Annotated in this window: 16 protein-coding genes and 1 pseudogene; 3 read left to right on the top strand and 14 right to left on the bottom strand. The window is 69.7% G+C overall.

Going from position 1 to position 20,084, the window contains the following annotated elements; genetic code table 11:
• Positions 1-194: 194 nt before the first annotated feature.
• Entirely contained in the window at positions 195-3,863 is a 3,669-nt protein-coding gene (locus IF28_RS0100150; RefSeq protein WP_030211857.1) for a hypothetical protein, read from the top strand.
• Positions 3,864-3,949: 86 nt separating this feature from the next.
• Here the strand turns inward: IF28_RS0100150 and pssA are convergent, their stop codons facing one another.
• The 11 genes from pssA to IF28_RS0100095 all read right to left on the bottom strand — a co-directional run bounded on the left by pssA (position 3,950) and on the right by IF28_RS0100095 (position 15,797).
• Positions 3,950-4,768, bottom strand: a complete 819-nt coding sequence (gene pssA, locus IF28_RS0100145; RefSeq protein WP_030211852.1) for a CDP-diacylglycerol--serine O-phosphatidyltransferase — start codon at positions 4,766-4,768, stop codon at positions 3,950-3,952.
• Positions 4,769-4,790: 22 nt separating this feature from the next.
• Positions 4,791-5,447: a phosphatidylserine decarboxylase gene (locus IF28_RS0100140; RefSeq protein ID WP_030211849.1), complete on the bottom strand. Its 657-nt coding sequence runs from the start codon at positions 5,445-5,447 to the stop codon at positions 4,791-4,793.
• A gap of 170 nt (positions 5,448-5,617) precedes the next feature.
• A complete protein-coding gene (locus IF28_RS0100135; protein ID WP_030211846.1) occupies positions 5,618-6,823 on the bottom strand; it encodes an acyl-CoA dehydrogenase family protein in 1,206 nt (401 codons plus the stop codon).
• Positions 6,824-7,336: a MaoC family dehydratase gene (locus IF28_RS0100130; RefSeq protein ID WP_030211843.1), complete on the bottom strand. Its 513-nt coding sequence runs from the start codon at positions 7,334-7,336 to the stop codon at positions 6,824-6,826.
• 5 nt (positions 7,337-7,341) lie between these two features.
• Positions 7,342-8,304, bottom strand: coding sequence for an HpcH/HpaI aldolase/citrate lyase family protein (locus tag IF28_RS0100125; protein ID WP_030211840.1), 963 nt, complete (start codon positions 8,302-8,304; stop codon positions 7,342-7,344).
• The gene (locus tag IF28_RS0100120; RefSeq protein ID WP_030211837.1) at positions 8,301-10,328 is read right to left on the bottom strand and encodes a protein meaA; all 2,028 of its coding nucleotides are present in this window, start codon (positions 10,326-10,328) and stop codon (positions 8,301-8,303) included. Before IF28_RS0100120 ends, IF28_RS0100125 begins: the two co-directional genes overlap by 4 nt.
• Positions 10,329-10,338: 10 nt before the next feature.
• On the bottom strand, positions 10,339-11,676 hold the full coding sequence (ccrA, locus tag IF28_RS0100115; RefSeq protein ID WP_030211831.1) for a crotonyl-CoA carboxylase/reductase: 1,338 nt from the start codon (positions 11,674-11,676) through the stop codon (positions 10,339-10,341).
• 389 nt (positions 11,677-12,065) lie between these two features.
• Positions 12,066-12,875, bottom strand: a complete 810-nt coding sequence (locus IF28_RS0100110; RefSeq protein ID WP_030211830.1) for a TetR family transcriptional regulator — start codon at positions 12,873-12,875, stop codon at positions 12,066-12,068.
• Positions 12,876-13,038: 163 nt separating this feature from the next.
• Positions 13,039-14,835, bottom strand: a complete 1,797-nt coding sequence (locus IF28_RS0100105) for a 3-hydroxyacyl-CoA dehydrogenase family protein (protein ID WP_030211829.1) — start codon at positions 14,833-14,835, stop codon at positions 13,039-13,041.
• Positions 14,836-15,156: 321 nt separating this feature from the next.
• The gene (locus IF28_RS39035) at positions 15,157-15,312 is read right to left on the bottom strand and encodes a hypothetical protein (RefSeq protein WP_158713627.1); all 156 of its coding nucleotides are present in this window, start codon (positions 15,310-15,312) and stop codon (positions 15,157-15,159) included.
• Positions 15,312-15,797 (bottom strand): glutamate-cysteine ligase family protein, encoded by a 486-nt coding sequence (locus tag IF28_RS0100095; RefSeq protein WP_158713626.1) that lies wholly within the window; start codon positions 15,795-15,797, stop codon positions 15,312-15,314. The genes IF28_RS39035 and IF28_RS0100095 overlap by 1 nt, the downstream gene beginning before the upstream one ends.
• 260 nt (positions 15,798-16,057) lie before the next feature.
• Between IF28_RS0100095 and IF28_RS0100090 the strand changes: the two genes are divergently transcribed.
• Together IF28_RS0100090 and IF28_RS0100085 are read left to right on the top strand one after the other, a co-directional pair.
• Positions 16,058-16,921, top strand: a complete 864-nt coding sequence (locus IF28_RS0100090; protein WP_158713625.1) for an alpha/beta fold hydrolase — start codon at positions 16,058-16,060, stop codon at positions 16,919-16,921.
• A complete protein-coding gene (locus IF28_RS0100085; protein WP_030211825.1) occupies positions 16,921-17,502 on the top strand; it encodes an adenylosuccinate lyase in 582 nt (193 codons plus the stop codon). Before IF28_RS0100090 ends, IF28_RS0100085 begins: the two co-directional genes overlap by 1 nt.
• 5 nt (positions 17,503-17,507) lie before the next feature.
• Here IF28_RS0100085 and IF28_RS0100080 read toward each other — a convergent pair whose 3' ends face one another.
• The 3 genes and pseudogenes from IF28_RS0100080 to IF28_RS0100070 form a co-directional block, all read right to left on the bottom strand.
• Positions 17,508-18,011, bottom strand: coding sequence for a GNAT family N-acetyltransferase (locus IF28_RS0100080; RefSeq protein WP_106981966.1), 504 nt, complete (start codon positions 18,009-18,011; stop codon positions 17,508-17,510).
• Between the two features lie 32 nt (positions 18,012-18,043).
• A pseudogene (locus IF28_RS0100075) lies at positions 18,044-18,319 on the bottom strand (RidA family protein); the annotation flags it as partial.
• Positions 18,320-18,367: 48 nt separating this feature from the next.
• A complete protein-coding gene (locus tag IF28_RS0100070; protein ID WP_030211816.1) occupies positions 18,368-19,948 on the bottom strand; it encodes an alpha/beta hydrolase in 1,581 nt (526 codons plus the stop codon).
• Between the last annotated feature and the right edge of the window lie 136 nt (positions 19,949-20,084).

The raw sequence follows: 20,084 nt of genomic DNA, 5'->3' as shown, positions 1-20,084 counted from the left end.
CGGGTCCGAGGGGCACGGCCGGACCGTGTTGCGGTCCGTCTCATCAGTGGTTCCATGGAAAGGGAGGCACACGCGCGGGCAGACGTCCAAGACGTCCTCGCCGACGCGGGGCGGGGCGGCGCCATCCGGTCACGGCGACCGCTGTTGTTCCATTACGTCTCGCCGAAAGGCGCAGCACGGAGGGAACGGACTCCATGCCCACCAAGGTCATCCGAAGTCCTGAGGGAAAGGAACGACCGCGCGACGCCCCCTGGTACACGCTGTATCCGAGGCGGTGGCTGACCCGGACCGCCGGGGTGGTGGGCAGACGGTGGCGCACGTTCAGGACCGAGAGGGAGGCCCGCAAGAGCATCGTCCCGAACCGCAGCTGGCACCCCTGGCGGCTCTCCCTCGGCCGCCTTCTGCGCGTCTTCGCCTTCCTCGGGACGGCGCTGCTGATCACCTGGGTGATGCTGAAGGCCTTCCACCCCTCCTGGTTCAGGACCGTGAGCAAGAACGATGCGGTCAACACCCTCTACTCCTTGACGAGCCCCATTCTGACGGGCGCCTTCCTCCTGGCGATCTTCCTGCTCTACTGGTACCACAAGGCCAAGAAACAGCTCGTCAAGAAGGCGCGCACCAAGCCGCACGACCTGGTCCCCACGGCCGGAACGCTTGTCGACCGGATCGTCGGACGTCGCGAACTGACCCAGGTGATAGCCCAGACGCTCCGTGACCGGAGGACACGCAGGCCCTATCTGCTGGTCGGCGGGGTGGGTGTCGGCAAGACGGCCGTTCTGGTGGAACTCACCCGGATGCTGGCGCAACAGTCCGCCGTCCCCGTCCCCTTGCGCCTGCGCGACATGGACGGCGACGGCGAACTCGACTTCGAGAAGATGGCACGGCGCCGCTTCGCGGAGGAGGCGGACCAGGGAGTGTTCGCCAGCGGCAACATCGACAAGGCGTGGCGGCAACTGCGGCTCGACGACAAGGCCGTGGTCATCGCCGACGGCCTGGAGGAGGCCCTCCTCGACGAGCGGTACCGGGAGGACCGCGACAACATCATCCGGCGGGCCATAGACCGGGCGGACCGTCAGAACCTCCCCGTGGTCATCGCCTCGCGCCCGCACGCGCCGCTGGAGGGCACCAGGGCCGCGATCACCGCCCTGGAGCCGCTGAGCGGGGAGGCGGCCCTGGAGTACCTGGTCCGCGAACCCGGCCAGGCGGACGAACGCCGGCTGGACTGGGTGGTGGAGACCGCCGAGGTCACGGATTCGCCGATCTACCTGCGGATCGCCCAGCTGCTGCAACAGCGCGGCCTGCTGGAGCACCTGACGCTCCGCGAGCAGAACGGCCGGCTGAACACACGCAGCAACGACTGCTCCACCATCAGGCTCTGGCTCATCGACACCTACCGCCAGGCCATGGAGAACGGACTCGTGTGCGACCAACTGGTGATGGACCGGAAGGAACGCCGCGAGACCCTGTGGGTGGTGTCGGCGCTGGCCTGTCTCGGACTGGTGCAGGACAGCATCGAGGTGTCGTTCGACGACTTCGTCGGCGCCTACCTGAACGACCTGCGCGACCCCGCGGGATCCCGGGAGCACCCCGGGGAGCCGGCGGCCGGCGCCGGGCGGGACGTGCTCCGTCCGGTCGTCTCGCCCGCGCAACGACAGGCGATATGGAGTGTGCTGGGCCGGAAGGTCGGCGAGTCGTCGTCCTGGACCGATCCCCTGGAATACCCCAACGAGTGCTACACCGAGCTGGCGCGGTACGCCGCGAACGCACAGCTCCTCGGGCTGGTGCGGGGCTACGAGAACAAGGTCCGCTTCCCCCACAGCATCATCCAGGCGTACCTGGGTTACCGGCTGCTGAGCGAGGTGGAGGCCGACGGGGTCGCCGCCGTCGTCGAACCGGCTCTGCACAGCCCGGGCCCGTCCCGGGAACTGCTCATCGCCCTGGTGCTGCTCTCCCGTCACCGTGCGGCGCCCTCCTCCCCCCGGCCGGCCGTCCGGCCGGACCAGGGCCGGTCCCGGCGTCTTCTCCACGGCCGGAGAACGCCACCGAGCCTGGCCGGGCTGCTTCGGGAGGCCGCGGCGAACCGGCACGACGCGAAGTACTTCGACCTGTACGCCGCGGCCCTGGAGATCGACAGTGTCGACCCGGCGCCGATACAGGAGGAGCTGGCCCGGGACCTCGACGAACAATGGGCGGACCTGGACACCAAGGGCGATCAGCGGACCGTGGAGGACGCGAAACTCGGGCTGGTGCGGCGCTTCGGAGCGGCTCTGCGTGAACGGGAGCGCCGCCGCGGGGAAAGCGGTCCGCTCCCGGGGAAGGCGCCCGCGCGACCGCACCTCCCTTACGAGCGCCTCTTCCGGATCGGCACGAACGAGACCTCCCATCCGGTCCGGACCGCGATCGCGCATCAGATGGCCGCCGGCGGTGACGCGGCCTTCCAGAGCCTGCGGCCGTGGTTCCCCCTCGGAACCGATCCCGTGGAGCAGTACCTGGCGAGGACCCGCGAGGCCAAGCGGAAGCTGAACGACGACTACACCGCCTGGCTCGAGGAAGCGAACGCCGGCGACGCCGCCGACCCGAGGGCGGCGGCGTGGAGGCAGCAGAAGCACGACCGGTTCGTGCGGGAGTACGAGCAGCGCCGTACCACGCAGTGGCGCCACTTCGCCCTGCGGGCCTGGCTCGTTCCCATGTTCCTCGGGTCCGTCTCCGACAAGTACCGCGACGAGGCGAAGGAGCGGCTGAACCTCTGGCTGGGGCACCTGGCCACCCCGGCCGGGCGGACGGACGCCCTCCTGCCGTCCGCCGGGCCCGGCGAGCCGGATCTGCCGCTCTCCCTGGAGAACGCCATGGCCCAGGGCTTCAAGAACGCGGCGAACCGCAGGAGACGGCACCCGGACGTCCACGAGGAGACCCGGGCCCACCTGGTGAGGCAGGCGGAGCGGATGCTCGTCTCCAGCCGTTCCTGGTACGCGCAGCTGAGCCTGCTCCACGCACTGTGCCTGTGGGAGCTCCCCGACACCGTCGGGCGCGCGGCCCGGCCCGGCGCGGCGGAGGACCGGCACCGCGCCACGACGCCGGCGACCGGCTCCGCGACGGACGTCTCCACGGCGTCCGGCGCTTCCGTCGAGCCCGTGCGGACGGTCACCCGCTGGCTCGCGATAGCGGGGAGCGCACACGGCACCGCGGCGGCCGGCAGGGCACACGACCGTCACGTCGGCGAGGTCCTCCACCCGTTCGTCGCCGAAGCGGGTGATCTGGTGACCCTGGCCCTGGAGACGGGACACCCGGAACAGTTCCTCTGGACCGACGAGCACAGTGCCATCGACAACGTGGGGTCCACCCCGGCCGACCCGGAGCGCTACCGCAAGCACAACCTGTGGATCGCCCCGTCGTCCGGCTGGAGCAGCCTGCACCCACGGGCGCAGCGCCTTCTCGCCGACGTCCTGATCATGCTCAACCTCACCGAACGCGACGGGAGCCCGGACGACATCGAGGGACGTCTGGACCGCGCGAACAGGGACGCCCTTCCGCCCTGCCTCACCCACGACCGCGGCCCGCTCCACCCCGAGCGCAGTGTGGGCCGGGCCGACCGGGGCGGGCCGGGTTCCACCTGCCTGCCGACCTGCAAGTTCCGTCTGTGCCCCTACCCCCCCAAGGCCGGAAAGGCGCAGACGGAGATCGAGGAGCCGTTCTGCCGGCAGCAGCAGGCCCTCCTGCACAGCAGCTCCCGCTGGCACGTACCGGTCCTCACCCGCCGCACCGCGCCGTGGGTGAGCATCCCCGTGAAGGAGCTGCACGCCTTCTGGGAGGTGATGGCCGACCGGAACCGCAAGAGCCCCGAGAGGGACGAGCAGAGCCTGTGAGACGCCCGCGGGCGCCGCGGCCGGGTGCCGGACGGACGAGGGCCCCGGACCCTGCCCGGGTCCGGGGCCCTCGAAGAGCGGCTGCGTTACGGCAGCTGTGCCGCCCGCGCCTCGCGACGGTTGTCGCGGAAGTTGTTCACACGGCGAGCCGTGGCGAACAGCGGAATCACCGCACCCATCACCAGCTGCAGCGCGCACCCCGTCTGCAACAGCAGCTGCCCGCTCGGCGCGTCGAACGCCCACGCCGCCAGCAGCCCCATCGACAGCACGATCCACGACAGCATGGCCACCGCCAGGCGCCCCCGCGGCTTCGGGTACTCGACCCGGCTCACCATCAGCCACGCCGTCCCGATGATCGCCAGCAGCGTCGCCACGAACGGCAGCTCGAGCAGCACGATCGACACGACCGTCAGCGCGCCGAACGGCGACGGCATGCCCTGGAAGGTGCCGTCCTTCACCGTGACGCAGGAGAACCGCGCCAGCCTCAGCACCACCGCCAGCAGCACCACGATCGCCCCGACCGCGGCCACTCTCTGGTGCGCGTCGTCCGCGACCATGCCGTAGACCAGGACGAAGTACGCCGGCGCCAGGCCGAAGCTGATCAGGTCCGACAGGTTGTCCAGCTCCGCGCCCATCGGCGACGAGCGCAGCTTGCGCGCCACCAGGCCGTCGAAGAGGTCGAAGACCGCCGCGCACAGCATCAGGATGACGGCCGTGGCCGCGCTGTGGCGGGCCATGCCCGTCTCCTGGCTGCCCTGCAGGTGCGGGATCAGGATGCCGGTGGTGGTGAAGTACACCGCCATGAAGCCGCACGTCGCGTTGCCGAGCGTGAGCGTGTCCGCTATCGAGAGGCGGAGCGAGAGAGGCATCTCCTCCTCGTCGTCCGCCTCGTCGGCCTCCGGCACCCAGCCGGTCTGTGTCTCGGGATCAACCACGGTCAATTCGAGTCACCCCAGCCACCGTCTTCTGACCGACTTCGACGGCCACCTCCACGCCTTCCGGCAGGTAGATGTCGACGCGCGAGCCGAAGCGGATCAGACCGATGCGCTCGCCCTGCTCGACCTTGGTGCCCTGCGGCACGTAGGGGACGATACGGCGGGCGACCGCGCCGGCGATCTGGATCATCTCGATGTCGCCGAGCTCGGTGTCGAAGTGCCACACGACGCGCTCGTTGTTCTCGCTCTCCTTGTTGAAGGCGGGAACGAAGCCACCGGGCACGTGCTCGACCGACGTCACGGTGCCGGCCAGCGGGGCCCGGTTCACGTGGACGTTGAGCGGGCTCATGAAGATCGCGACGCGGGTACGCCCGTCCTTCCACGGCATGATGCTCTGCACCACACCGTCGGCGGGCGAGATGACCCTGCCCTGGGCGATCTCACGCTCGGGGTCGCGGAAGAACCACAGCATCCCCGCCGCCAGGGCGGTGGCGGGGACGGCGACGGCCTTGGCGGCACCCGAGCGGCGGGCGCGCAGCAGGCTGACGGCTGCGGTGGCGACGGTCGGCAGGAGCCACGGCGAGGCTCCGCGCGCGAGGCGTACGCCGGTGCGGCTGTCGCGAGGTGCAGAGGTTTGGCTGTGGGGCATGGATGACCTTCGTAGCGGATGATGCCGCGCACTTGCGGGGGACGGCGGCTTTCCGGCGATCGTAGCGGCTCCCGGCCGCAACTGGGTAAGCCAGTCAGTCGAGTCGACGGCCGAAGAGCGCGTACGGGGTGTGATCCTCTTCTCCAAGAAAACACCCCGTATCCGGACATCTAACCCTGGAATCGATACTCTTCGAGCAGTCGGCGGCCAATGATCATTTTCTGGATCTCGGCGGTGCCCTCGCCGATCAGCAGCATCGGCGCCTCGCGGTAGAGGCGCTCGATCTCGTACTCCTTGGAGAAGCCGTAGCCGCCGTGGATCCGGAAGGCGTCCTCCACGACCTCCTTGCAGTATTCGGAGGCGAGGTACTTCGCCATCCCCGCTTCAAGGTCGTTTCGTTCCCCGGAGTCCTTTTTGCGTGCCGCGTTCACCATCATCGCATGCGCGGCCTCCACCTTGGTAGCCATCTCCGCCAGCTTGAACTGGATGGCCTGGTGCTGGGCGATCGGCTTGCCGAAAGTGTGCCGCTGCTGGGCGTACCGCACGCCGAGTTCGAAGGCACGCTGAGCGACGCCGCAGCCACGCGCCGCCACGTTGACACGGCCCACCTCGACCCCGTCCATCATTTGGTAAAAACCTCGGCCGGTGACCCCGCCGAGCACCCGGTCGGCGGAAACCCGCAGACCATCCATGATGAGCTCGGTCGTGTCGACGCCCTTGTAGCCCATCTTGTCGATCTTGCCGGGGATGGTGAGGCCCGGGCGCACCTCACCGAAGCCGGGCTCCTTCTCCACCAGGAAGGTCGTCATCGACTTGTGAGGGGCCGTCCCCTCGGGGTGTCCTTCGTCACTTCTGACCAGAACGGCCACGAGGGACGACGTACCGCCGTTGGTCAGCCACATCTTCTGGCCGTTCAGGACGTACGAGTCACCGTCCTTCACCGCCTTCGAGGTGATCGCCGACACATCGGAGCCCAGGCCCGGCTCCGACATCGAGAACGCGCCCCGGATGTCGCCGGCCGCCATCCGGGGAAGGAAGTGGTCCTTCTGTTCCCGCGTGCCGTGCTGCTTGAGCATGTACGCCACGATGAAGTGGGTGTTGATGATGCCGGACACCGACATCCAGCCGCGGGCGATCTCCTCGACGCACAGCGCGTAGGTGAGCAGCGACTCGCCCAGACCCCCGTACTCCTCGGGAATCATCAGGCCGAACAGGCCGAGTTCCTTCAGGCCGTCGACGATCTGCTGCGGGTACTCGTCGCGGTGCTCCAGCTCGGTCGCGACCGGGATGATCTCCTTGTCCACGAAGTCGCGGACGGTGGAGAGGATCTCCTGCTGAACGTCGGTCAGACCGGCGGTCCGGGCGAGACGGCTCATCTACTTCCCCTGTTCCTTCAGCTCGGGGCGGCCCGGCTGCTCGCCGCCGCGCTCCTTGATGTACGTCTCGGTCGGCACCATCACCTTGCGGCGGAACACGCAGACGAGGGTGCCGTCCTGCTTGTAGCCCTTGGTCTCGACGTGGACGATGCCCCGGTCGTTCTTCGACTTCGACGGCCACTTGTCGAGCACGGTCGTCTCGCCGTAGAGCGTGTCGCCGTGGAAGGTCGGCGCCACGTGCCTGAGCGACTCGATCTCCAGGTTGGCGATCGCCTTGCCGGAGACGTCCGGGACGGACATGCCGAGCAGCAGCGAGTAGATGTAGTTGCCGACCACCACGTTCTTGCCGAAGTCCGTCGTCTTCTCGGCGTAGTTGGCGTCCATGTGGAGCGGGTGGTGGTTCATGGTGAGCAGACAGAAGAGGTGGTCGTCGTACTCGGTGACCGTCTTCCCGGGCCAGTGCTTGTACACGGCCCCGACCTCGAACTCCTCGTAGGTGCGTCCGAACTGCATCGCCCTCAGCCCTCCGGGATCTCGAACTTCGACGTCCGCCGCAGACCGGCCGCGCGTCCCTTGCCCGAGATGACCAGGGCCATCTTGCGGCTGGCCTCGTCGATCATCTCGTCGCCGAGCATGGCCGAGCCCTTCCTGCCGCCGGCCTCGGACGTGCAGTAGTCGTACGCGTCCAGGATCAGTTCGGCGTGGTCGTAGTCCTCCTGGGAGGGCGAGAAGATCTCGTTGGACGCCTCCACCTGGCCGGGGTGCAGCACCCACTTGCCGTCGAAGCCGAGGGCGGCGGCGCGCCGGGCGACCTCGCGGTAGCCGTCCACGTTGCGGATCTGCAGGTAGGGGCCGTCGATCGCCTGGAGATCGTTGGCGCGGGCGGCCATCAGGATCTTCATCAGGATGTAGTGGTAGGCGTCCGCCGGGTAGCCGGGCGGCTGCTCGCCCACCACGAGGGACTTCATGTTGATGGACGCCATGAAGTCGGCCGGGCCGAAGATGATGGTCTCGACACGCTGGGACGCGGTCGCGATCTCGTTGACGTTGTTCAGGCCCTGCGCGTTCTCGATCTGCGCCTCGATGCCGATCCGGCCGACCTCGAAGCCCATCGTCTTCTCGATCTGCGTCAGCAGCAGGTCCAGGGCGACGATCTGCTCGGCCGTCTGCACCTTCGGCAGCATGATGCAGTCGAGGTTCTGGCCGGCGCCCTCGACGACCGTCACGACGTCCCGGTACGTCCACTCCGTGGTCCAGTCGTTGACGCGCACCACACGGGTCTTGCCGGTCCAGTCGCCCTCGTTGAGGAACTTCACGATGGTGTGCCGCGCCTCGGGCTTGGCGAGCGGCGCGCAGGCGTCCTCCAGGTCGAGGAAGACCTGGTCCGCGGGGAGACCCTGGGCCTTCTCCAGGAAGCGCGGGTTCGAACCCGGTACCGCCAGGCAGGAGCGCCGGGGGCGAAGGCGGTTCACGGTTGTCATACGGGGACCTCCAGGGGGTCGAGCTTGTTCGCGGTGCGGATCTCGTCGACGATGCGGCCGATGATCCCGGTGATGTCGAAGTCCTTCGGGGTGAAGACCGCGGCGACTCCCGCGGCCCGCAGTTGTTCGGCGTCACCGTTCGGGATGATGCCACCGGCGATCACCGGTATGTCCGTGGCGCCGGCCACACGGAGCCGTTCGAGTACGTCCGGCACCAGTTGGGCGTGCGAGCCGGACAGGATGGACAGGCCCACCGCGTGGACGTCCTCCGCGAGGGCGGCGTCCACGATCTGCTCCGGGGTGAGCCGGATGCCCTGGTAGACCACCTCGAACCCGGCGTCACGGGCCCGTACGGCGATCTGCTCGGCGCCGTTGGAGTGCCCGTCCAGGCCCGGCTTGCCGACCAGGAAGCGCAGCTTGCCCACGCCGAGGTCCTTCGCCGTCAGTTCCACCCTGCGGCGCACCTCGGACAGCGCCGAGCCCTCCTCGGCGGCGATCGCGACCGGCGCCGAGGACACGCCCGTCGGCGCCCGGAACTCGCCGAACACCTCGCGCAGCGCCCCGGCCCACTCGCCTGTCGTCGCGCCGGCCCTGGCGCACTCCAGGGTCGCCTCCATCAGGTTGGCGGTGCCGCGCGCGGCCTCCTTCAGCTTCTCCAGCGCCTTGCAGGGACGCGGGTGGTTGAAGGGCGGCTGATAGCGGCTGTCGCGCCAGTTCCGCAGGGCGTCGACGACACGGGCCTCCACCGCGGGGTCGACCGTCTGGATCGCGGTGTCCAGATCGGCGGTCAGCGGATTGGGCTCGGTGCCCTCGAAGGCGTTCACACCGATGATCTTCTCCGAGCCCGACTCGATCCGCGCGCGGCGTTCGGCGTGCGAGGCGACCAGCTGGGACTTGAGATAGCCGGACTCGACGGCCGCCATCGCGCCGCCCATCTCCTCGATCCGCCCCATCTCCGCGAACGAGTCCGCGACCAGTTGCTCCACCTTCGCCTCGATCACCTTCGACCCCTCGAAGATGTCGTCGTACTCCAGCAGGTCGCTCTCGTACGCCAGGACCTGCTGGATGCGCAGCGACCACTGCTGGTCCCAGGGGCGGGGCAGGCCGAGGGCCTCGTTCCAGGCCGGCAGCTGTACGGCGCGGGCGCGGGCGTCCTTGGAGAGGGTGACGGCCAGCATCTCGAGGACGATCCGCTGGACGTTGTTCTCCGGCTGCGCCTCGGTCAGGCCGAGGGAGTTGACCTGGACGCCGTAGCGGAAGCGGCGGTGCTTGGGGTTCTCGATGCCGTACCGCTCGCGTGTGACCTGGTCCCAGATGCGGCCGAACGCGCGCATCTTGCACATCTCCTCGACGAAGCGGACGCCCGCGTTCACGAAGAAGGAGATACGGCCGACGACATCACCCATGCGCTCCCGCGGCACCTGGCCGCTGTCGCGTACGGCGTCGAGCACGGCGATCGCGGTGGACATCGCGTACGCGATCTCCTGCACCGGCGTGGCGCCCGCCTCCTGCAGGTGGTAGCTGCAGATGTTGATCGGGTTCCACCTGGGGAGGTGGGAGACCGTGTACGCGATCATGTCCGTCGTCAGGCGGAGCGAGGGGCCCGGCGGGAAGACATGCGTCCCCCGGGACAGGTATTCCTTGACGATGTCGTTCTGGGTCGTGCCCTGCAACTGGGTGATGTCCGCGCCCTGTTCCTCGGCGACGACCTGGTAGAGCGCCAGCAGCCACATGGCGGTGGCGTTGATCGTCATCGAGGTGTTCATCTGCTCCAGGGGGATGTCCTGGAACAGCCGGCGCATGTCACCGAGGTGCGCGACCGGCACACCGACCCGGCCGACCTCGCCGCGGGCGAGGATGTGGTCGGAGTCGTAACCGGTCTGCGTCGGCAGATCGAAGGCGACCGACAGCCCGGTCTGGCCCTTGGCGAGGTTGCGCCGGTACAGCTCGTTGGACGCCTCGGCGGTGGAGTGACCGGCGTACGTCCGCATCAGCCACGGCCGGTCCTTCTGACGCTCTGTCATCTGTCCGCCCTCAGATGTTCCGGAAGCGGTTGATGGCGTCGGCGTGCCGCGCACGCTTGGCGTGGTCGCGCACGCCCAGGCCCTCCTCGGGCGCCAGGCACAGCACACCGACCTTGCCTTGGTGCGCGTTGCGGTGCACGTCGTGGGCGGCCTGGCCCGTGTCCTCCAGGGAGTACACCTTCGACAGCGTCGGGTGGATTCTCCCCTTCGCGACCAGCCGGTTGGCCTCCCAGGCCTCGCGGTAGTTGGCGAAGTGCGAGCCGATGATGCGCTTCAGCGACATCCACAGGTAGCGGTTGTCGTACTCGTGGTTGTAGCCGGACGTCGAGGCGCAGGTGACGATGGTGCCGCCCTTGCGGGTGACGTACACCGAGGCGCCGAAGGTCTCACGGCCGGGGTGCTCGAAGACGATGTCCACGTCCTCGCCGTCGGTGAGTTCACGGATGCGCTTGCCGAACCGCTTCCACTCGCGCGGGTCCTGGGAGTTCTCGTCCTTCCAGAACCGGTAGCCCTCGGCGTTGCGGTCGATGATCGCCTCGGCGCCCATCGCCCGGCAGAGCTCCGCCTTCTGGTCGCTGGAGACGACACAGATCGGGTTGGCGCCGCCGGCCAGCGCGAACTGGGTGGCGTACGAGCCGAGTCCGCCGCTCGCGCCCCAGATGAGCACGTTGTCGCCCTGCTTCATGCCGGCGCCGTTGCGGGAGACCAGCTGGCGGTAGGCGGTGGAGTTGACGAGGCCCGGTGCCGCCGCCTCCTCCCACGACAGATGGTCCGGCTTCGGCATCAGCTGGTTGGACTTCACCAGCGCGATCTCGGCGAGGCCGCCGAAGTTGGTCTCGAAGCCCCAGATGCGCTGCTCCGGGTCGAGCATCGTGTCGTTGTGCCCGTCCGACGACTCCAGCTCGACGGACAGACAGTGCGCGACGACCTCGTCGCCGGGCCGCCAGGCGTTGACGCCGGGGCCGGTGCGCAGCACCACGCCCGCGAGGTCGGAGCCGATGACGTGGTAGGGCAGGTCGTGCCGCCTGGTCAGCTCGCTGACCCTGCCGTAACGCTCCAGGAAGCCGAACGTCGACAGCGGCTCGAAGATCGAGGTCCACACCGAGTTGTAGTTGACCGAGGAGGCCATCACGGCCACCAGGGCCTCGCCCGGGCCCAGTTCGGGCAGCGGCACCTCGTCGAGGTGGAGCGACTTGCGGGGGTCCTTGTCGCGGGTCTCGAGGCCCGCGAACATCTCCGTCTCGTCCTTGTGCACGGTGATCGCGCGGTACGACTCGGGGAGCGGCAGGGCGGCGAAGTCCTCCGACGTGGAGTCGGGTGACTGGATCGCGGCCAGGATGTTCTTCATGGTCACGGTGTTGCCTCCGGCGATGAGCGCCCTGAGGGAGGGGCGCTGAGGGTTACGTCGGTGTGCTGCTGAGGGTTGGGAGTGCCGTCGGTTCGGCGGTGGTGCTTCGGCAGCGCTTGGTGTGCGCGGGAGGGTGCCTGTGACGCAGGCGTCCGGGCGTGCGGGCGGTGGGCCCGCCGGGACGGTTCGCCCGGACTCCTTCAACGTATGGCACGCCGTGTCAGGCCGCAAGGCACTGAGTGTCAGAACCTGGGCTCAGGTGAATTCTTTACGCATCAGATGAGCGATGATCGATCGAACGGCCCCTGGAATCGGTGTGAAAAGGGGCCCTGACATGGCAAAACGGCCACCCCGTGGGGTGGCCGTCGTCACAGCGGTGAGCGGGCGGTTCAGCGCTCCTTGAGCGCCTGCTCGATGGTCCGCATCACCTCGTCCAGCGGGGCGTCGGTGCGGGCGACCGTCACCAGCACCTCGCCGTGCGGGGCGACCGAGGCGGCGGGCGGCCGCGCCGGCACCGTACGCCGGCCCGCCATGATGCCGGTGCCGAAGGTCTTGCGGACGATGGCGAACGCGTGGTCCAGCCCGGCCTCCACATCGCCCTTGCCGTCCGCCCGTAGCCAGCGCCGCAGCACATGGTTGTGCGCGGTGACCACGGCGGACGCGGCGACCTCCGCCAGCAGCGGGTCGTCGCCGGCGTCGTCGTGCGCGTGCTCGTCGAAGTGGCCGAGAAGATAGCGGGTGAACAGACGCTCGTAGCGGGCCACCGACGCGATCTCCGCCTCGCGCAGGGTGGGCACCTCGCGCGTCAGCTTGTAGCGGGCGACCGAGATCTCCGGCCGCGCCGCGTACATCTTCATGACCTCCTTGATGCCACGGCACACCGTGTCGAGCGGATGCTCGTGCGCGGGGGCGGCGTTGAGCACCGCCTCGGCGCGGACCAGGGTGTCGTCGTGGTCCGGGAAGATCGCCTCTTCCTTGGAACGGAAGTGGCGGAAGAAGGTGCGGCGGGCGACCCCGGCGGCGGCCGCGATCTCGTCGACGGTGGTGGCCTCGTACCCCTTCGTCGCGAACAGCTCCATCGCGGCGGCCGCCAGTTCCCGGCGCATTTTGAGCCGCTGGGCGGCGGCGCGGGAGCCCGCGGCGCTTTCCGGCGGCTCGGCCGTGGCGGGGGTACGTGCGGACTTGGCGGGCTGGGACATGCCCTGAACGTACTGCATGTGCGCAGCTCGACGCTCATGACCGGGGCCTGCCCCGCCCTCGCCGGGCGGGGGAGGGGCGCCGGGAGCCGGGGGCGGGAACCGCTCGGGATCGAGCAGCCCGCCCCACTCCGCGCCATCGCCGAACCGGTCGCCGGGACGCGTCTCAGCGCTTGGCATATTCGCGGAAGCCACGGCCGGTCTTGCGGCCGAGGCAGCCGGCGGCCACCAGATGCTCCAGCAGCGGCGCCGGCGCGAGACCCGGGTCGCGGAACTCCCGGTGCAGCACCTTCTCGATGGCGAGCGAGACATCGAGGCCGACCACGTCGAGCAGTTCGAACGGCCCCATCGGGTAGCCGCCGCCCAGCTTCATCGCGGCGTCGATGTCGTCGAGGGAGGCGTAGTGCTCCTGCACCATCTTGATCGCGTTGTTGAGGTACGGGAACAGCAGCGCGTTCACGATGAACCCGGCCCGGTCGCCACAGTCCACGGCGTGTTTACGGACGGTGGCGCAGACCTCGCGCACGGTCGCGTGGACGTCGTCGGCGGTCAGCACCGTGCGCACGACCTCGACCAGCTTCATCGCCGGGGCGGGGTTGAAGAAGTGCATGCCGATCACGTCCTGCGGGCGCGAGGTGGCGCGGGCGCAGGCGACGACCGGGAGGGAGGAGGTGGTGGTGGCGAGCACCGCGCCCGGCTTGCAGACCTTGTCCAGCGTCGCGAACAGCTGGCGCTTGACGTCCAGGTCCTCGGCGACCGCCTCGACCGCGAGATCGACGTCGGCGAAATCGTCGTAGCTGCCCGTCGCCCGGACCCGCTCCAGGGTCCGGGCGGCCGCCTCGCCGGTCATCCGGCCCTTGTCCACGGAGCGCGCCAGGGACTTTCCGATCCGCGCCTTGGCACCGAGTGCCTTCTCCTCGCTGCGGGCGGCCAGGACCACCTCGTAGCCCGCCTTCGCGAACACCTCGGCGATACCGGACGCCATCGTGCCGGACCCCGCCACCCCCACCGCGCGCACCGGGCGGCCGACGGTGAACGAACCGCCCGACAGCGGGGTCAGCGCGTCCCGCACCACCGTGCCGCTGCCCGCGGCCTCGTACGTGTAGAAACCGCGCCCCGCCTTGCGGCCCGTGAGACCCGCCTCGCTGAGCTGCTTGAGCACCGGGGCGGGGGCGTGCAGCCGGTCGCGGGACTCGGCGTACATGGCCTCCAGGACCGTACGCGCGGTGTCCACGCCGATCAGGTCCAGCAGTGCCAGCGGGCCCATGGGCAGCCCGCAGCCCAGTTTCATCGCGGCGTCGATGTCCTCGCGGGAGGCGTAGTTCGCCTCGTACATCGCGGCGGCCTGGTTGAGATAGCCGAACAGCAGCCCGTCGGCGACGAATCCGGGCCGGTCGCCGACCGCCACGGGCTCCTTGCCGAGGTCCATCGCGAGATCGGTGACGGCGGTGACGGCCGCCGGGGCGGTCAGCACACTGGACACGATCTCGACCAGCTTCATCGCCGGGGCCGGGTTGAAGAAGTGCATGCCCAGCACCCGCTCGGGGTGGGCCGAGTCGGCCGCGAGCCGGGTGACGGACAGCGCGTTGGTGCCGGTCGCCAGCACGGTCTCCGGCCGCACGATCCCGTCCAGTTCACGGAAGATCTGCTGCTTGATCTCGTACGACTCCGGCGCCACCTCCACGACCAGGTCGGCGTCGGCCGCCGCCGAGAGGCGGGTGGACGTGGTGACGCGGGCCAGCAGCTCCGTGCGCTGCTCGACGGTCAGCCGGCCGCGCTCCACGGCACGGGCGGTCGAGGCCTCCAGGGCGGCGACGCAGCGGGCGGCCTGCGCCTCGCTGACGTCGATGCCGATCACAACGCGGCCGGCGCCGGCCAGGACCTCGGCGATACCGGTGCCCATCGTGCCGAGGCCGACCACGGCGACGGTCCGAAGAGGGGTGTGGGACAGGGGAGTGGCCATCGCGGGACTCCAGGAATGAGGGTGACGACGGGAAACACGCCCGGGTGCGCCGAGAAGCGCACCGGGTGCGTGCGGGATGCGGGTGTGAACCGGGCTGCTGCAGCGCACACGCCCGGCGACAACGGCGGGTCCGACCGGCCCTGTCCCGGGGCCGAGCCGTACTGCGGTACACGGAGTACCGAACCGACTGTCACTCAGAACGACCGCGTCACCAGACCGCCCTGAGAAGAACCACGAGTGGATAACTCGCTCGTCTGAGCTTAACTCGCCGGTAACGAGCGCGCCAGCCCCCGGATGATGTGACGTGGGCCTCCTGGCGGGTCAGCGCCCCCGCACCAGGGTGCCGACCTCGTGCTTGAGGAAGGAGTCCTGGCAGAACTCGAAATGGTCCACTCTGCGCAGATCGAAGACCTGCCGCCCCGACGACGCGGTCTCCTCCTCGTCGTGCCCTACGGGCGAGTTGGCGAACATCGCCATCAGGGCGGGCCCCAGCGCATTGGCGACCAGCCACCTGCGGGACCGTCCGCGCCAGCCGTGGGACCCGTCCCCGGCATCCAGGTTGATCTGCACGGAAGCGAGCGGGGCAGGGAGACCGTGAAACCCGGCGGACGGGGGTCCAGTCCGCCGCCGACGAGACTCATTCCCACCGTACGGGCCCGCTCCCGTACGACGGCGAGGTCCGCGGCGACGGCGTCCACACAGGACTGCAGCGACTCGTGCGGGGCGCTGCTCAGCTCCAGCTGACCGCCGGGTTCCCACGAGACGCTGCCCGACGAGGGGAGCGGCGTGTCGAAGCGGCGTGCGAGCGATGCCAGTTCCTCGCCGGTGGCCCGGCGGGTGGGATGCGCGTCCGGGACGACGAACCATTCGAGCTCCACCCCGGTCCGCCCCACCCGGTCCCGGCACAGTGAGTTTCTGAAGATCAGTCCCGCTGCTTCGGCCTCACTCAGTGCAGCTTTCAATGCGGCTTCTCCCCCCGGCCCGTTGGATCGTCCTGACGTAAATGGATTGCGGTGTTCCATTACTGTTCGCTCGCGGCGCGTGATCGGCGCGCGCGGGACCGTGCAGGAATCTTTCGGGTGAGAGCCTTACTACCCGCGTTGGACGGCTCTGAAGCACGTCCGGCGGAAGCGGGCGGAGAAGCGGATTCCTTCACCTCGGGACCGGGTACTGGACTATTCTGACGTATCAGAGATGTGCATCGCTTCCGTCTTGTCAGAGAGTGGCCGATCCTGTGAAAACCCTTCTGTCCTCCGACCGTTTGGCCAACCGGCATTTCAGGCAGTTGACCTATTTGGAACGCGTGGCCGATTCCCGTACGCTGAGCGTGTTCTTTCACGGGCTGGGACTGGACGCCACGGATTACCAGGAGTATCTGGAGCTGCACGACACCCATGCCGTCGCCGTGAATCTCGCCGGCTACGCGCCCAGGGCCGGAGGTCATCTGCCGCCGGTGCCCGTGAACCGGCACGTGGAGATGGTCGCCGAGCTCGTGGAGCGGATCGGTCGTCAGAATCCCGACAAGCGGATCCTCCTGGTGGGGTTCTCTCTCGGTGCCGACCTGGTGCTCCAGTTGGCGGAGCACTGGACGGGGGCCCTCGCTCACAGGCAGCCCGACCTCGCCGGTGCGCTGTTACTGGATCCCAATGTGAACCGGTCGACGATGACCATCTCGCGGTTGTTCGCCGCCGCCGATCACCGGGATCCGCTCCCCGCGCTCAAGAAACTGGTCGATCTCGCACCGGATCTCGACGGTTTTCGAACGTTGTGCAGCTATGCGAGCAGAATCGCGTCGAAAGATTTCGGTCAAGTTCATCAACTCGCCGACGATATGATGAGCTACTGGGATGCCGCCGGGTACGACCAGTTTGGTGCCCGTGTTTCCGCTGTTGCGAAAATGGCGGGCAAGGTCAACATTGTACTGTCGGCCGACTATGAGGAACACTTGCCCGAGATGCGGGCGGCCGCAAGGCGGCACGGCTGTACAACGGATCAGGTCCATTTCAATATCACCGAGCTCGATCATTTCGGCTTGATCGGGCAAACCGTGCTCTCACGCGAACTCGAGTCCCTCGGCCGCGGCTGATGACGCGCGGCGATACGGACCGGTCCACCCTGGAGCGGCTGAGGCAGGAGTCGGGCGGATCGGCCGCGTACGACCGTCTTCTGGATACGGGCGACCTCGATGCCCTGGCCGGTGTGCTCACCGAGGGTGGGCAGCCGTTGTGGGCGCGGGAGTTGGTGGCGTTCCGGCTGGGGGTGGCGGGGGACCGGCGGGCGTTCGAGGCGCTCGTGCTGCTGCTCAATCACCGGGATCCGCCGCGTTGTGCCGCCGCCGCGCATGCGCTCGCCCGGCTGGGGGACCCGCGTACCGCCCGTGCGGCCGCCGCGCTCGCCACCAATGAACTGCGGGTCGCCTACGCACTGCATCCGGTGCGGCTGCTCACCGAACTGCGTGCGCCCGAGGCGGTTCCCGCCCTGATCACCACCCTGCGGCGGCGGCTGCGACCGCACGATCCGTACCGCCGGGTGGCGCTGGCCTGTGTGGAGGGGCTGGGCGAGCTCGGTGACCCGCGCGCCGAGCCCGTGCTCAACGACGCCCTCGCCCATCCGGCACTGGCGGAGGCGGCGGTGCGCGCCCTGGCCCGGATTCCCCGGCCGAGGTAGGGACGTCAGCCGGTGAGCCTGCGCGCGTACCGCACCTCGGGGACCTCGACGCCGTCCACCTCGAAGGGTTCCTCCGCGCCGTCCGCGCCGAAGCCCGCGCGCTCGTAGAAGCGGCGGGCGCGGGTGTTGTGCTTGAGGACCCACAGGTACATGCGGGCGTGTCCGGCGGCGGTGCCGCGGCGGACCGCCTCGGTGAGGAGGGCCCGTCCCACGCCCTGGCCGATGCGCTCGGGCGGGAGGTACAGGGCGTACAGCTCGGCGTCGGCGGTGCGCGTTCCGCCGTCCCGGTACGGGCCGAACGCGGCCCAGCCGGCGAGCGCGCCGCCGTCCGTCTCGGCGACCAGGTTCACCACGCCGCCGTCGCCGTGCAGCAGCCGGGTGCGGTGCCGCTCGGCGTCCGCGACGATGTCCAGGCCGTCGAGATACGGCTGCGGCATCAGTCCCCGGTAGGCGTGCCGCCAGCCCCCTATCCGTATCTCGGCCACGCCGTCGCAGTCGGCCGGCGTCATCGGGCGCAGCACGTACCCGCTCACGCGGGCACCACCGCCAGGGCCTCGATCAGCCGGCCGTCCGGTACCCGCGCGGCGCGGGCCCCGCGAACGGCCGGCGTGTGCGCCATGTCGAAGACGGGGAAGGCCGGTTCCACCGCGTCGTCGAAGGTCGCGGCGGCGTCGCCCCCGCCGACCGGCGCGCCGTCCTCGTCCAGGGGCCGCCGGCCGGAGACGGCGACGAGCCGGCCCGTGCCCGTCACCACAGGGGTGTACCGGGCCGCGGGGGCCACGCCGTCGGGGGCGGGAATCCTGGACGGGTCGTTCATGGAGTCATCATGACCCATGGGTGCGGCAGTCCCGCCCCCGGCGGTGCGTCAGCCGCGGAAGCCGAGCAGGCCGTGCAGGGTCGAGCCGCGGGCCGACGACGGCGCCGCCTTCGAGGTCAGCGGCTTCGGGTCGGGCAGCGCCGCGCACACCGCGTCGGCCACGCCACTGCCTCCGCGCGGCACGGTCCCGTCGGTCAGATAGGCCGCCAGATGCCGGTCCAGACAGGCGTTCCCGCTCAGCGTGATGCCGTGGTTGGCGCCGCCGGACTCGACGACCAGGCTGGAGTTCGCCAGCAGCCGGTGGACGGTGACACCGCCCTGGTAGGGGGTCGCCGCGTCGTCCGTCGCCTGGAACAGCAGCGCCGGCGGCAGCTTGTCGTTGCGGACGCGCTCCGGACGCAGCGGCTCCACCGGCCAGAACGCGCACGCCGCGTTGTACCAGGCGTTGTTCCAGGCCATGAAGGGCGCCCGCTCGTACACCTCCCAGTTGTCCTTGCGCCACTGCCGCCAGTCACGCGGCCAGACGGCGTCCCGGCACTCCACGGCCGAGTAGACGCTGAAGCCGTTGTCCGCGGCGGCGTCGCTCGCGGCGAAGTTCTCGTACGCCCTGACCAGCGGCCCGGTGTCCCGGTTCTTCGCGTACGCCGAGAACGCCTGCGCGAGATAGGGCCAGTAGCCGTTGTAGTAGCCGCCCGGGATGAAGGTGTCCTCCAGCTCGGCGGCGCCCACCTTCCCGCCGGCCGGGTCCTTCTTCAGGGCCGCGCGCATCGTGTACCAGGCCGCCTCGACCTTCTCCGGGTCGGTGCCCAGTCCGTACGCCGCGTCGTGCTCGGCGACCCAGGCCATGAAGGCGCGGTGGCGGTCGTTGAAGGCGTAGTCCTGCTCGAGGTTGGAGTCGTACCAGATCCCGGTGGGGTCGACCACCGAGTCCAGCACCAGCCGCCGTACCCGCTCCGGGAACAGCTTGGCGTAGACGGCGCCGAGATAGGTGCCGTACGAGTAGCCGAAGTAGTTGATCTTCTTCGCGCCCAGCGCCCGCCGGATCACGTCGATGTCGCGCACGGTGCTGTTGGTGTCGATGTACGGCAGCAGGTTCGCGTACTTGCGGCCGCAGGCCGCGGCGAACGACTGCACACGCGCGAGGTTGGCGCGCTCGACCTCGGGCGAGGTCGGCACCGGGTCGGGCCGCACCGGGTCGAAGTGGCCGGGCGCGCAGTCCAGCGCCGGCTCGCTCGCGCCCACCCCGCGTGGGTCGAAGCCGATGACGTCGTACTCGGCGGCCACCCGCTTCGGCAGCGCCGACGCGACGAACCCGGCGAGCGCCAGACCGCTGCCGCCGGGGCCGCCGGGGTTCACCAGCAGGGGGCCCTGGTACTTCTTCGCGGTGTGCGGGACGCGGGACAGGGCGAGGGTGATCTTCCGCCCGGCGGGGTCGGTGTGGTCGAGCGGTACCCGGACGGACGCGCACTGCAGCGTCGGGAAGTCGTCGGTGCCGCACTTCTTCCACGCGGGCTTCGCGGCGTGGAAGGTCTCCGGCGCGCGCGGGGTGCCGGCCTCGGCGGGGGCGGCCGTGAGGCTTCCGGCCAGGACGACGGCGGCTCCGCACAGCACGGCTGCGCGTTTTCTCATGACGGGGTCCTCCCAGGACGCGGGTGCTGCGGACCGCGGGATACACGGTTCACGCGGCATCGTCCCGATATGGAGCCCTTTGTGAACGTCTTCTGTGGATTCTTGACCCGATCGGGTCGCCGGATGCGCTCGAACG

Origin of the sequence: Streptomyces sp. NRRL WC-3626, from assembly GCF_000718785.1 — a bacterium.
In the GTDB taxonomy this organism is placed as follows: Bacteria; Actinomycetota; Actinomycetes; order Streptomycetales; family Streptomycetaceae; genus Streptomyces; species Streptomyces edwardsiae.
Note: the sequence above shows the minus strand (reverse complement) of the source record. Positions and strands in the feature narration are given on the sequence as shown.